Annotated in this window: 12 protein-coding genes; 7 read left to right on the forward strand and 5 right to left on the reverse strand. The window is 73.2% G+C overall.

Annotation, left to right across the window (positions count from 1 at the left end; genetic code table 11):
* Window positions 1-221 precede the first annotated feature (221 nt).
* Both J2X60_RS17920 and J2X60_RS17925 read right to left on the reverse strand, forming a co-directional pair.
* Window positions 222-731, reverse strand: coding sequence for a mycothiol transferase (locus J2X60_RS17920; RefSeq protein ID WP_092384544.1), 510 nt, complete (start codon window positions 729-731; stop codon window positions 222-224).
* Between the two features lie 36 nt (window positions 732-767).
* Entirely contained in the window at window positions 768-1,334 is a 567-nt protein-coding gene (locus tag J2X60_RS17925; protein WP_309889448.1) for a MarR family transcriptional regulator, read from the reverse strand.
* A gap of 236 nt (window positions 1,335-1,570) precedes the next feature.
* Here J2X60_RS17925 and J2X60_RS17930 point away from each other — a divergent pair, with 236 nt between their 5' ends.
* The 4 genes from J2X60_RS17930 to J2X60_RS17945 all read left to right on the forward strand — a co-directional run bounded on the left by J2X60_RS17930 (window position 1,571) and on the right by J2X60_RS17945 (window position 7,714).
* Window positions 1,571-2,170, forward strand: coding sequence for a hypothetical protein (locus tag J2X60_RS17930; RefSeq protein WP_309889450.1), 600 nt, complete (start codon window positions 1,571-1,573; stop codon window positions 2,168-2,170).
* Window positions 2,171-2,287: 117 nt separating this feature from the next.
* Entirely contained in the window at window positions 2,288-3,514 is a 1,227-nt protein-coding gene (locus tag J2X60_RS17935) for a S24/S26 family peptidase (RefSeq protein WP_309889452.1), read from the forward strand.
* A gap of 61 nt (window positions 3,515-3,575) precedes the next feature.
* Window positions 3,576-4,739, forward strand: a complete 1,164-nt coding sequence (locus tag J2X60_RS17940) for an exonuclease SbcCD subunit D (protein ID WP_309889455.1) — start codon at window positions 3,576-3,578, stop codon at window positions 4,737-4,739.
* Window positions 4,739-7,714, forward strand: a complete 2,976-nt coding sequence (locus J2X60_RS17945; protein WP_309889457.1) for an SMC family ATPase — start codon at window positions 4,739-4,741, stop codon at window positions 7,712-7,714. Before J2X60_RS17940 ends, J2X60_RS17945 begins: the two co-directional genes overlap by 1 nt.
* A gap of 160 nt (window positions 7,715-7,874) precedes the next feature.
* Here the strand turns inward: J2X60_RS17945 and J2X60_RS17950 are convergent, their stop codons facing one another.
* Both J2X60_RS17950 and J2X60_RS17955 read right to left on the reverse strand, forming a co-directional pair.
* On the reverse strand, window positions 7,875-8,051 hold the full coding sequence (locus J2X60_RS17950; RefSeq protein ID WP_309889459.1) for a hypothetical protein: 177 nt from the start codon (window positions 8,049-8,051) through the stop codon (window positions 7,875-7,877).
* Complete coding sequence (locus J2X60_RS17955) at window positions 8,048-8,851, reverse strand: class E sortase (protein ID WP_229087447.1); 804 nt, start codon at window positions 8,849-8,851, stop codon at window positions 8,048-8,050. Before J2X60_RS17955 ends, J2X60_RS17950 begins: the two co-directional genes overlap by 4 nt.
* Before the next feature lie 96 nt (window positions 8,852-8,947).
* Between J2X60_RS17955 and J2X60_RS17960 the strand changes: the two genes are divergently transcribed.
* The gene (locus J2X60_RS17960) at window positions 8,948-9,385 is read left to right on the forward strand and encodes a GNAT family acetyltransferase (RefSeq protein ID WP_309889461.1); all 438 of its coding nucleotides are present in this window, start codon (window positions 8,948-8,950) and stop codon (window positions 9,383-9,385) included.
* Window positions 9,386-9,499: 114 nt separating this feature from the next.
* Here the strand turns inward: J2X60_RS17960 and J2X60_RS17965 are convergent, their stop codons facing one another.
* The gene (locus J2X60_RS17965; protein WP_309889463.1) at window positions 9,500-10,456 is read right to left on the reverse strand and encodes an EamA family transporter; all 957 of its coding nucleotides are present in this window, start codon (window positions 10,454-10,456) and stop codon (window positions 9,500-9,502) included.
* A 36-nt stretch (window positions 10,457-10,492) separates the two neighbouring features.
* Here J2X60_RS17965 and J2X60_RS17970 point away from each other — a divergent pair, with 36 nt between their 5' ends.
* Window positions 10,493-11,620 (forward strand): CPBP family intramembrane glutamic endopeptidase, encoded by a 1,128-nt coding sequence (locus tag J2X60_RS17970; protein ID WP_309889465.1) that lies wholly within the window; start codon window positions 10,493-10,495, stop codon window positions 11,618-11,620.
* Window positions 11,621-11,629: 9 nt separating this feature from the next.
* Entirely contained in the window at window positions 11,630-13,477 is a 1,848-nt protein-coding gene (gene recQ / locus J2X60_RS17975) for a DNA helicase RecQ (RefSeq protein ID WP_309889467.1), read from the forward strand.
* Window positions 13,478-13,543 lie beyond the last annotated feature (66 nt).

A 13,543-nucleotide genomic window follows, 5' to 3' on the forward strand; every position in this document is an offset into this window, starting at 1 on the left:
CGGTTTGTCCACCCGTGAGACTATGCGCGCGGCGCCGGAGGGGGGGCACCCCCCGGGTTCCCGGGCCGCCGCACGGGTGGCCGCGCGCGCCTCCCGCCCCCCCGCGCCCCCCGGGGGGGGGGGGGCCCCGGGGCCCCCGCGCCTCCCGTCCGTCACATGGTGAGCAGAAGCGGTCGGGTCGCCGGCGCCGACCCGACGCATTCTGCTCACGATGCGCCGCGTCAGCGGTTGAAGAAGAGCAACCCGCGCACGTACCCGGCCTGCCCGGCGTGCTGCGTGCAGTCGTCGAGGATGCTGACGAGCCGAGCGCCCCGCGTGACGGGCGGGTCCCACGCGTCGTCGACCACCGGGTCGAAGTCCGCCGGCTCGAGCGTGCCGACGTAGGCGACCGTGCGGTCGTGCACCGCGCGGAGGTAGCCGACCAGCAGGTCCGCCGAGGCACGGACGCGTCCGACGTCGTCCCGCGACATGCCGTAGCCGAGCGCCTCGGCGGGGAAGGGCAGTCCGAACCGCTCCACCCAGCCGTCCGCCGTCCACACCTGCTCGGTGCCCGCGAGGTCCGCGATCTGGGCGTCCTGCCCGCGCGCGATGTGCCACGCGAGCCAGGCGAGGGTGTTCGCACCGGCGGCCGGACGTGCGGCCAGCTGGTCCTCCGACAGCCCGCTGACGGCGCGCTCGACCGTGGCGGGGACGCGGGAGAACGCTTCGATGAGGAGTTCTGAGGGGGTCATGCCGGCAACGCTACGCGCGGTGTCCGACACCGTTCGTCACGGCTGCAGGCCGGCGATCGTCCCCGCGACGGAGACCGATCGCGAGTGGCGTTCGAGCGCAGCGCCGAGCCGGTCGAAGGCGTCGGCGAGGCCGGCGCGGTCGCCGGGGGCGATGACCTCGCGGAAAGCCGACGAGTAGACGGCGCCGATCTCGCGCGCGACCTCGGACCCGGACGGGGTGAGGTGGAGGAGGATGCTGCGGCGGTCGTCGGGGTTCGGGCGACGCTCGATGTGGTCGCGCTTCTCGAGCCGGTCGATCAGGCTCGTCATGGCACCCGTGGACAGCTCGAGGTACTCGCCGGCCTGCTTCGGGGTGATGCCCTCGCCGTCGGCGGACGCGAGGAAGAACACGAACCGGGCGTCCGTGGCGTTCAGTCCGCGGGTGGAGCTCTCGTGGTGCAGGACGCGCGCGTGCTGCATCTGCAGGACGCGGAACGCCGTCATCAGCTTCGCGACGTCGCCGTCCGGGTCGACCTCGGGGATGCCGACGGTCGGCGACACGGGGGCAGGGGGGAGCTGCGCGGCGTCGAGGGGTCGCGCGAGCGGGGTGGTGGTGTCCGTCATCGGGCGGCTCTTCTCGGGAGGGTGATCGCCAGCGCGATCGGTGGGACGGCACGGGCATGCCGCCGTGCTGCTCATTGAACAAGTATCTCACCGATTGAAGTACCCCCAACTGTGGGGGTGTAGCTTCCCTTGTGAGCCACACGGCGCTCAAGTAGCTTGATCGTCGTAGCAACCACGGCGCCGTCGCGACCAACCACCGCGGAACCCCGGCGCCCCTTTGGATCAGGAGCTCCGTCATGTCCCGTGTCACCCCGCGCGCTGCGCGTCTCGCCGCCTGGATCGCCATCCCCGCCGCTCTCGTGGCCTCGGGTGTCGTCGTCTCGACCGCGTCCTACTCGGCCTTCTCGGCCACCACGGTCAACCCGACCAGCAACTGGTCGGCCGGCAGCGTCGCCCTCACCGACGACGACAACAACACCGCGCTGTTCAACGCGACCGGCCTCAAGCCCGGCTCGACCGGCGCGAACTGCATCACGGTCACCTCGACCGGCACGCTGCCCTCGACCGTGAAGCTCTACGGCACGAACGCGGCGACGACGAACGCCCTCGCGTCGAACATCAACCTCACCGTCGAGCAGGGCACGGGCGGCGGCTTCGGCTCCTGCACCGGCTTCACCCCGGCGTCGACGAGCGGCACGCTCTACAGCGGCACCGTCGCGGGCTTCGGCTCGGCCTCGACCAACTTCGCCACGGGCGTGGGCACCTGGGCGCCGACCGGCAGCGGCTCGGAGTCGCGCGTCTACCGCTTCACGTACACCGTGTCGAGCACCGCGCCGAACACGGTGCAGGGCGGCACCGCGGCCCTCGGCTTCACCTGGGAGGCCCAGAACAGCTGAGCCGGCGACACGGGAGCGTGATCGACGCTCCCGTGTCCACCGCGTGACGTCCGGGACCGAGCCCGATGCGGGCCCGTCCGTCACCGTCCGACAACGCGCCCCCGGTCGAAGGCAGTCATGGTCAGCATCGAAGTGCACGGCGGTCCCACGCCGCACGACGTGCTCCGTGACGCCGTCGACTGGGGGCGCGTCGTCGTCGCCACGCTCGCCCGCGGTGTCGTCGCGACCCTGCTCGGGCTCGCGCTCTGGGCAGCTGCTCCCGCCGTCATCGGCTGGCAGCCGACGACGGTGATGACCGGATCGATGGAGCCGCGGCTCACCCCCGGCGACGTCGTGGTCTCCCGCCCGGTGTCGGCCGGGGACGTCCGGATGGGCAAGGTCCTGCTCGTCGACGACCCGGACCAGCCCGGGCACCTCCGCATGCACCGCTACGTCGAGGACGGTCCGCGCGGCACGATCGTCACGAAGGGCGATGCGAACCCCCGGCAGGACTCCACGCCCGTCGAACCCTCGGCCGTCCACGGAGTCGCGTTCCTGCGGGTCCCGTTCGTCGGTGCGCCGATCGTCTGGCTCCGGGCGGGGGAGTGGGGCAAGGTCGGGATGCTGGCACTCGGTCTGGTCGCGGTGCTCGCGCTCTGCACGATCGACGGATCGCTGCGGCGGTTGGTCGGTCCGGCGGGGCGCTCGTCGGACGAGGATGCGTCGCGCGACGAGGGTGGCGGGCCGGACGGTGGCGCTGGCGCTGGCGCTGTCAGGGTCGGTGGCGCCGTCGATGTCGGTGACAGCGTTGCCGTCGGTGCCGGTGACGGCCAGGAGGCGCGGGTCGACCCCGCCCCGCGCGTCGCCACGGCCCCGACCACCGCCCCCACCGCCGTCGTGAGCCGCCGTACCCTCCGTCGTGCGGACCGCCGAGCGCGTCGGTTCCGCCGTCTCGGCGGCGCGGCCGCCGTCCTCGTGCTCGCGGGCGGCGCCGGGTTCCTCCTGCCGGCGGAGGCCGTCGCCGGACCGTGGTCGCGGACCACCGTCACGTCCACCTCGTTCGACGCTCTCACCGTCCCGCAGGCCACCGCGCTCGCCTGCACCCCGAACGGCGACGGCTCCGTGAACATCGGCTTCACCTACGGCGGCCCGGCCGCGACCTCGTTCTCGGTGATGAACGGGACGACGGCACTCGCCACCGGGTCGGCCTCACCCGTGCGTGTCACGGGCTCCGGACTCCTCAATCTCGGCCAGGTGTACACCGTCACCGTCCGCGTGAACTACCTCGGGAACTGGACGTCGACGAGTACCGCGACCGCCCGGATCCAGACCGCCCTCGTCGGCACCAACCTCAGCTGCGCCTGAGTTCTTCACAGGTCGCCGCGGGGCACCCGGCGATGTCCCCGGCCGGCGCTACCGTGACCGCATGCGCATCCTGCACACCGGCGACTGGCACCTCGGCCGCACACTGCTGGGTGCCGACCTGCTCGAGCACCAGGCGGCCTTCCTCGACTGGCTCGTCGACCAGGCCCGGGCGCGTGCGGTCGACCTGGTCGTCGTCGCCGGGGACGTCTACGACCGTGCCATCCCGCCGGTCGACGCCGTCCGGATGCTGTCCAGGGTGCTCGAACGGCTGGCCGAGACGGCCACGGTCGTCATCACCCCGGGCAACCACGACTCCGCCGCACGACTCGGCTTCGGTGCCGGCGTGATGGACTCGCGGGTGCGGATCCTCGCCGAGCCCGCAGGCATCGCCACGCCGGTCCTCGTCGACGACGCCGACGGGCCCGTCGCGGTGTACGGCATCCCGTACCTGCACCCCGACCTCACCCGGTACGCCCTCGCGGCGGTGCCCGACGAGCCGCTCGCCCGCTCGCACCAGGCCGTCGTCGGTGCCGCGATGGACCGCGTCCGCGCCGATCTCGCCCAGCGGCCCGGTACGCGCAGCGTCGTCGTGGCCCACGCGTTCGTCGGCGGGACCGAACCGAGCGACAGCGAGCAGGACATCCGCGTCGGCGGGGTCGACCGGGTGGCGCGTGCCGTGTTCGACGGCATCGACTACGTCGCGCTCGGGCACCTGCACGGGCCGCAGCGGGTGGGGGACGGCGACCGCGTGCGGTACGCGGGCTCGCCGCTCGCGTTCTCGTTCGGCGAGCGGCACCAGCAGAAGTCCGTCACCGTCGTCGACCTCGACGACTCCGGGCAGGTGACGGCCGAGCTCGTGCCGACGCCCGTGCCGCGGCGGCTCGTCGACGTCCGGGCCACGATCGACGAGATCGAGTCCGGGGCGCACCGGTCGGCGGCGGACGCCTGGGTCCGCGTCGCCGTGACGGACACCGTCCACCCGGAACGGATGTACGCCCGGGTGAAGGACCACTTCCCCCACGCCCTCGCCATCACGCACGAGCCGGCCGACCGCGCCGAGCGTGCCGCAGCCCGCGCGGTCACGGCGACGTCCGACCCGGTCGAGGTGGCAGCCGACTTCGTGTCGTTCGCCACCGGCACCGGGCCGGACGACGACGACCGCGCGATCCTGACCGAGGCGTACGAAGCGGCCGCCCTGGCCCTCCAGCGTGAGGGGGACCGCTGATGTACCTGCACCGGCTCGAACTCCGCGCGATCGGCCCCTACCCGGACCTCGTGTCGATCGACTTCGCCGCGCTCGCCGCCTCCGGGGTGTTCCTGCTCGAAGGGCCGACGGGTTCCGGCAAGTCGACGATCATCGACGCCGTGGTGTTCGCCCTGTACGGCGGACTGGCCGGTGCCGACGCGAGCGACGACCGGTTGCACAGCCAGCACGCCGACCCCGCGGTCGAGCCCTTCGTCGAGCTCGTGTTCGAGACCGGTGCCGGTGTGTACCGCGTCCGACGCACGCCGCAGTACCAGCGCCCGAAGCAGCGGGGGACCGGCACCGTGAAGCAGCAGGCCTCCGCGCAGCTGTTCCGCCTCGCCGGGCCGGCCGACGTGGCCGGTGAGCCGATGTCCTCGCGCATCCCCGAGGTCGCGGTCGAGATCGCCCGGATCATCGCCCTCGACAAGGCGCAGTTCCTGCAGACCGTCGTCCTGCCCCAGGGCGAGTTCGCCCGGTTCCTGCGGTCTCCCGGCGAAGACCGCCGCAAGCTGCTGCAGTCGTTGTTCGGTACGCAGGTCTACGACCGGACGGCCGACGAACTCGCTGTCCGCCGTCGCGCCGTCCTGGCCGAGGTCGAGGGCGCCGACGCCCGGGTCCGCGACGCCCTGAACCGGTTCGCCCAGGCTGCGGGCGTCGACGAGCCGGACGAGTCCGACGTCCCCGCGACCGTCGCAGCACTCCGAGCGGCCGCCGACGCCGCCGAGTCCGCTCGCGCCACCGCGTCGCGCGCGGCCGCTGCTGCGGCGGCGCACGAGCAGTCGGTCACTGCTCGTGCAGCCGCACTGGACCGCCGTGCCGTCCTCGTCGCACGTCGTGCGGAACTCGACGCGGGTGCCGACGGGGTCGCCGCGGCCCGCGTGCGCCTGGCGTCGGGCGAACGTGCTGCTCGCGTCGCGGTCGTCGCCGACGGGCTCGACGCCGCACGCGCCCGCTCCGACCACGCCACCGCGGCGGCGGACGCCCTCCGCGCAGAGCACGGCGTGACGACCGACCGAGACGCCCTCGCCCACCAGCGGACCGCCGTGACCGAGTGCCTCGCCGCGGTCCGGCACCGCATCGACCTCGAACGGGCGCTCCCCGGCAGACGTCGGGCGATCACCGACGCCGTCGCTCGCGGAACCCTGCTCACCGAACGCCTCGCCGACCTCGACACTGCGCTCGATGCCCGCCCCGCCGAACGCGCCCGCATCGTCGAGGACGCCCGGGCCGCCGCCGCGCTGGCCGCCGGGTCCGAGGCCGCGCGGCTCGAGGTCGAGCGTGTCCGTGCACTCCGGGCCGACCTCGTCGCCCGGGCCGCGTCCGAACGGCGCGTGCAGGGTGCCGAGCAGACCGTCGTCGCCGCCCGCGCCACCGCCCACGAGCTCGTCCGGGTCGAGCAGCAGTTGCGGGAGCGCCGCATCGCCGGACTCGCCGGAGAGCTCGGCGCCGCACTCCTGCCGGGCGACCCGTGCCCGGTGTGCGGGGCGACGGAGCACCCGGTCGTCGCGACACCGCAGGACGACCACCCCACGACCGAGGCGATCGAAGCCGCGGCCGAACGTGCCCGACATGCCGAGCGCGCCCTCGGTGACGCCGCGACGGCCCTGGCACTCGAACGGGCCGAACTCGCCCGGCTCGTGCAGGTCCTCGGTGACGTCGACGACGACACCGTCGACGCCCTCGCGGCTGCGGCCGACGCAGCCGTCACGGCGGCGCACGACGCGGCCGTCCGCGTGCGCGACCTCGAACAGCGGCGGGCCGCGCACGACGAGGGAACGCGCACCCTCGAACGGCAGCGGAACGAGGTCGACGCCGAACGCGCCGTCCTCGCCGGAGCAGCCGCAGCCGATGCCGAGCGCCTCGAGCAGGACGAGTCGGCGGTGTCGGCCGCGATCGAACGCGTGGCCGAACACCTCGACGGTGCGCCGGAGACCCTGCGCCAGGGGGTCGAGTCGCTCGACGCGCTCGTCGGCCGACTCGACGCAGTGCTCCAGGCCGACAGCCGCGCGGACTCGGCAGCAGCAGACGTCCGCGAACGTGCGGCCGAAGTGGACCGGGTCCTCGCCGAGCAGGGGTTCGACGACGTCGTCTCCGCCCGCGCCGGGGTCCTCGACCGAGCGGACGCCGAAGCACTCCGGGCCGAGGTCGCCCGTGCCGACCAGGCGCGCGCGGTCGTCGACGCGGGACTCGCCGAACCGGCGGTCGTCGCTGCGGCCGACGACGACCCGGCAGCACTCGACCTCGACGGAGCCCGCGCAGCACGGGACGCCACCGCAGCCGCGGCCGAGGCAGCCGTCCGCGCGGCCACGTCGGCGGTCGACCAGGCCGTCGCGTCCGAACGGTGCGCAGCCGAGCTGGACGCCGCCGTCCGTGCTCGCGACGACACCTCTGCGCGCAGTCGGGCCGTGGTGCGGCTCGCGGACGTCGCGGCGGGGGTCGCAGCAGCCAACCCCACCGGGATCACCCTCGGCACCTACGTGCTCATGCGCCGGTTCGAGGACGTCGTCGCCGCGGCGAACGACCGGTTGCGTGCGATGCTCGCGGGCCGGTTCACGCTCGAGACCTCCGACGAGCGGGAGTCCGGCTCACGCGCACGGCGCACAGGCCTCGCGCTCGCCGTGCACGACCAGACGACCGACACGGTGCGCGACCCCCGCAGCCTGTCCGGCGGCGAGACCTTCACGGTGTCGCTGTGTCTCGCGCTCGGTCTCGCCGACGTCGTCCAGGCCGAGGCGGGCGGGGTCTCCCTCGGCACGCTGTTCGTCGACGAGGGGTTCGGCACGCTCGACCCCGAGACGCTCGACGACGTGATCGGGCAGTTGTCGCGCCTGACCGCGGGCGGCCGTCAGGTCGGGATCGTCAGCCACGTCGAGGAGCTCAAGCAGCGGATCCCGGAGCGCATCGCCGTGCGGCGCACGTCCGACGGTGGATCCCGGGTGACGACCACGGTCTGACGCGCCCGCGCCCGCCCCCGCGCTCGCGCCCGCGCAGGCACCCGCCCCGCCCCCGCCGCGCCATCGTGCGAGGTCCCGCGCTCGGTGCGAGGCCCCCGACGTCCCACCGTCAGCGGAACCTCGCACGGTGCGAATTCAGGACGCTGCGCAACCCCACGCGTCAGGGCGACGGCGACACGTCCACCGTGCCGTCCGGCGGCGGCAGGATGTCCGCAGCGACCCACGGGAACACGAACGTGAACAGGACCCACACGATCGCCGTGAGGACGACGAGCAACTCGATCACCTTGAGCGCCGCGGGGCCGGGCAGGATGCGCCAGACGAACGGGAAGATCACTTCGACGTCTCCGAGAGTTCCTTCGGGGTGCCCTCCGACGCGGGCATCCAGTAGTCGAGCTTGGCGTGCGTGACGTACCGCTCCTTCGCCGACCACATCGGGTGGCACGCGGTCAGGGTGAGCCAGCGGTCGTCGGCCGTCGGCTCGACCCCGGGCTTGTTCGGCACCGGGGCGATGGTCTCGACGTGGTCGGGCGTGACGATCTGCGAGTCGGTGACCTTGTAGACGTACCAGACGTCGAACTTCGTCTTCGCGTCGGTCACCCGCACCACGACGTCGTCGCCGGTCTTGAGCTCGGCGATCTGGTTGAGCGGCTTGCCGTAGGTCACGCGGTGCCCGGCGACGGCGAAGTTGCCCTCGGCGCCCGGCATCGCGGTGTCCTGGTAGTGGCCGAGGCCGATCGTGTTGAGGACCTTCTCGCGGTCGGTGCCCTCGCCGATCGGGCGCTCGTAGTCCTTGCCGAACCGGGGGATCTGCATCGTGCCGAAGACGTCGGTGACGTTCGGCGGCTCGGCGAGCACGGGAGCGGGCCCGCGGTGCTCGGTGCCGGTCCCCGAGACGTCCTTCTGCCCGAGGCCGTCGACGAGCTTCGTCTGCTCGTTGACCGCGACGACGTCCGTCCACCACGCCGTCCACACCACGTACAGCCCGGTGCCGGCGCCCGCGATGATCAGCAGCTCGGCGATGAGCGAGACGATGGCGCCACCCACGGTCTGGCGGCGACGCGGTGCCCGTCGCGCAGCACCGGCCGCACCGTCGCGGCGATCTCGGCGCGACGGGAGTGTCTCGTGGGCGGTCACGGGGCTCCTGATCCGGATGGGGTGGTCGGACAGGTCTATCAGATCACGACGACGACCCCGTGACGAGGTTGTCCACAGCACCGTTACGGTGAAGTGATGCAGCACGTCCTCCGCCGGTTCGACCCGGCCGACACCGAAGCCGTCGTCGCCCTGTGGCAGGCCTGCGGTCTCGTCCGTCCTTGGAACGACCCCCGTCGCGACATCGCCCGCAAGCTGACCGTGCAGCCGGAGCTGTTCCTGGTCGCCGAGGACGCCGATGACCCCGCCCGTCCGGTCGTCGGAGCGGGCATGGCCGGGTTCGACGGGCACCGCGGCTGGGTGAACTACCTGGCGGTGCAGCCGGACCTGCAGGGCTCGGGGCTCGGGCGTGCGTTCATGGCGGAGTTCGAGCGACTGCTGACGGACCTCGGCTGCCCGAAGGTCAACCTGCAGGTCCGCGCCGGCAACGAGCAGGTCATCGGCTTCTACGAGGCACTCGGCTACACCGACGACCGCACGGTCTCGCTCGGCAAGCGGCTCATCCCCGACGCCTGACGCCCGGCCCGCTCCGGCCGCCCCGAATCTCGGCTCCGCGGACAGTTTCGCGGCCCTGCGAGCACGAAACTGTCCGCCCAGGCGAGACTCGCCCGATGCGCCGCCGCGCCCGGCCTACGCGAGCGCCAGCCCCACCGCGGCGCCGAACGCCAGCACGATCCCGGCCCACTGCACGGCAGTCAGCCGCTCCCGGAGCACGATCCCGGCGAGCACGACCGTCCCGATCGGGTACAGCGCGTTGAGCACGCTCACCACGGGCAGGGTCGCCGGGTCCTCACTCGAGTGCAGCCCCGCTTGGATGAAGACGTTCGCCGCGGCGTCGAGGACGCCGCAGGCGACCACCGTCCACACCAGGCGGGCCGGCCAGCGTCCGCCACCACGGATGCCGGGAGGCGCGGCAGACTCCGGAGTGTCGGCCGACCTCGCGGGGTCTGCCGCGCCTCCAGGGCCCCGCCCCGCGGCCCGCCCCGTGACCGCCGCCCGTCGCGTCACCACGACCGCCGCCGTCCCGAGCAGCACCGCCTGCAGCACCCGCGACACGACCAACGGCACCACCCCCGAGTCCGACGGCGTCATGTCGTACGCGAGCACGATCCCGCCGAAGCCGCACCCTGCGACCGCCGCCGTCACGAGCCCCACCGCGGTCACCCGCGCACCCGACGTGTCCCGCACCGCCGCCACCAGGACCACCGCGACCACCGCGACGACCAGCGCGACGACCGCGAGGCCCGACAACGCCGTCCCGCGCAACACCGCCACCAGGACGGGCACGACGGCGGCGAAGACGGCGGTCAGCGGCGAGAGCACGCTCATCGGGCCGATCGCCAGCGCGCGGTAGAGGAGGAGGACGCCGACGCCTCCGGACACCCCCGCGACCGCTCCCCACAGGACGGACTCCGCACCGAACGCACCCCCGACCACGACGAGCCCGATCAGCAGGGGCACGATCCCGACCGCCGCGGCGACGGCGGCGACCGTCACCGCACGGACACGACGTGACGCGAGGCCGCCGAGGAAGTCGGCGAACCCGTAGACGAGCGCGCCGGACAGGCCGAGGACGACGGTGAGCACGGCTCCCATCCTGCCCGGCCCGGTAGCCTGCGTGGCGTGAGCGTTCCCTACCACCGCCTGCCCCGCGTCGACGCACGCTGGAGGTGGTGGCGCCCGCTCGTGGCGCTGGCGTTCCTCGCCGGCTGGTACTTCGTCTCGCAGGTGATCATCGCCATCGCGTACTTCGTGCCGATCGGCGCGAACCAGGGGCCGCAGGGGGTCATCGACCTGCAGAACGACCTCGCGAGCGGGGCGCTCGACCCCACCGACCCGGTGGTGCTCTCGCTGTCGCTCGTGTCCCTCGTGGTCCTGCTGCCGGGCATCCTGCTCGCGGTGAAGATCGCGCGCGTCGGTCCCGCCGGGATCCTGTCGTCCACGCGGTTCCGGGTGCGCTGGGGCTGGACGGCCTGGTGCCTCATCCCGACGCTCGTCATCGCCGCGATCATGTTCTGCTTCCAAGGACTCGGGATGCTCACCTTCGACGGCGGCCTGGGGTGGGACCACGCCGCGATCGGCCAGTCGACGGTGTCCCTCGGCACGCTCACCACGACGCTCGTGCTCGTCATCGTGCTCGTGCCGTTCCAGGGCGCGGCGGAGGAGTACATCTTCCGCGGCTTCCTCATGCAGACCATCGGCTCGTGGATCCCGGTCCGCATCGTGGGCACGGTCCTCGCCGTCGCGGTGTCGACCGTCGTGTTCGCCCTGCTGCACATCCCGAACGGCTACAACGTCTGGGGCATCCTCGACGTCGGGTCGTTCGGCCTCATCGCCGCGATCATCGTGCTGCGCACCGGCGGCCTCGAGGCGACCGTGCTGCAGCACGCCTTCAACAACATCATGATCTTCGTGCTGCAGGCGCCGGGCTGGTCGCGGATCGACCTCTCGTCGCAGGACGCCAACGGGACCGTCGGCGGCTGGCTCGTCACCCTCGGTACCTCGCTGCTCTACTGGGGCATGGTCGAGGTGCTCGCGCGGTGGCGCCACCTCGACCGCCGCTTCGCGGGCGCGGCCGCACCGCGGTTCCGTGGTCCGGCACCGGTCTGGGCGGGTGGCGGGCGCTGGTTCGGTCCAGGAGGCACGGGCTGGGCGAGCGCCCCGGCCCGCCTCGACGAGACGGCCGGCTCGGCCGACGGGGCGGACGCAGCGCCTGTGGACAACGCCGTGGGTGTCGTCGGTCGGCCGTAGGCTCGTGGCATGAGCACCACGCCCGCGCCCGCCGCCGTGTCTGCTTCCCGAGCCGCCGCGCTCGACGTCCTGCACCGCGTGTGGGGCTACGACGACTTCCGGGGCGAACAGGCCTCGATCATCGACCAGATCGTCACCGGGGGCGACGCGCTCGTCCTCATGCCGACCGGCGGTGGCAAGTCGCTCTGCTACCAGGTGCCGGCACTCGTGCGGGACGGCGTCGGCGTGGTCGTGTCGCCGCTCATCGCGCTCATGCAGGACCAGGTCGACGCCCTCGCGGCGAACGGCGTCAAGGCCGCGTTCCTCAACTCCACGCAGGGGCCGGACGAACGTGCCCGGGTCGAACGCGCCGTGGTCTCGGGCGAGGTCGACATGCTCTACCTCGCGCCCGAGCGGCTGCGGCTCGAGTCCACGCGCGCACTGCTCGACCGCGCGCAGATCGCCCTGTTCGCCATCGACGAGGCGCACTGCGTCGCCCAGTGGGGCCACGACTTCCGGCCGGACTACCTCGAGCTGAGCGTCCTGCACGAGCGCTGGCCGACCGTGCCGCGCATCGCCCTGACCGCCACCGCGACGCCGCAGACCCACCGCGAGATCTCCGCCCGGCTCGGCCTCGACGACGCCGCGCACTTCGTCGCCGACTTCGACCGGCCGAACATCCAGTACCGCATCGAACCGAAGACCGGGGCGCTGCAGCAGCTCCTCACGTTCATCCGCACCGAGCACAGCGGCGACGCGGGCATCGTGTACTGCCTCTCCCGGAACTCGGTCGAGCGCACCGCGGCCGCGCTGTCCGAGCAGGGGATCCCGGCGCTGCCCTACCACGCCGGTCTCGACGCCAAGGTGCGGGAACGGAACCAGTCCGCCTTCCTGCGCGAGGACGGCGTCGTGATGGTCGCCACCATCGCGTTCGGCATGGGAATCGACAAGCCGGACGTCCGGTTCGTGGCACACCTCGACCTGCCGAAGTCGGTCGAGGGCTACTACCAGGAGACCGGTCGTGCCGGGCGCGACGGGCTCCCCTCGACCGCCTGGCTGGCGTACGGCCTGAACGACGTCGTGCAGCAGCGCCGGATGATCGACCAGTCCGAGGGCGACGCCGCGCACCGTCGGCAGCTCAGCGCGCACCTCGACGCGATGCTCGCCCTGTGCGAGACCATCGAGTGCCGGCGCGTCCGACTGCTCGCGTACTTCGGGCAGGAGAGCACGGCGTGCGGCAACTGCGACACCTGCATCGCCCCGCCCGAGTCGTGGGACGGCACGGTCCCGGCGCAGAAGTTCCTCTCCACCGTGGTCCGGCTCGACCGTGAACGCGGGCAGCGCTACGGCGTCTCGCACCTCGTGGACATCCTCGTCGGCAAGCAGTCGCCCCGGGTGCAGGAGCTCCGGCACGAGTCCCTCGCCACGTTCGGCATCGGCAGCGACCTGGGCGAGGCGGAGTGGCGCACCGTCGCCCGACAGCTCCTCGCGCAGGGCTACGCGGCGGTGTCCGGCGACGGGTTCGGCACGGTCGTCCTGAGCCCGACGAGCGCCGACGTCCTCGGCGGCCGCGTGCAGGTCCGGATGCGGCGCGACCCGGTGAAGGCAACCCGCGCCTCCCGCAACCGCCGGACCGTCGTGACGGACATGCCGCAGGAAGCCCTCGGGCTGTTCGAGGCCCTGCGCACCTGGCGTGCGGCCCAGGCCCGCGAACAGGGCGTCCCGGCGTACGTGGTCTTCAACGACGCGACGCTGCGGGGCATCGCGGCGGTGAAGCCGTCGGACGAAGACCAGCTAGCCGAGATCTCCGGCGTCGGCGGGGCGAAGCTCGAGCGCTACGGCCGTGCGGTGCTCGACGTCGTCGCTGCGGCCGAGTGATCGCGACACATTCCGTGGCGGGCATGCGATCGGGGTCGTGATCACTACACTCGGAGACTCCCGTCA

Source organism: Curtobacterium sp. 320, assembly GCF_031455235.1.
Classification (GTDB): domain Bacteria; phylum Actinomycetota; class Actinomycetes; order Actinomycetales; family Microbacteriaceae; genus Curtobacterium.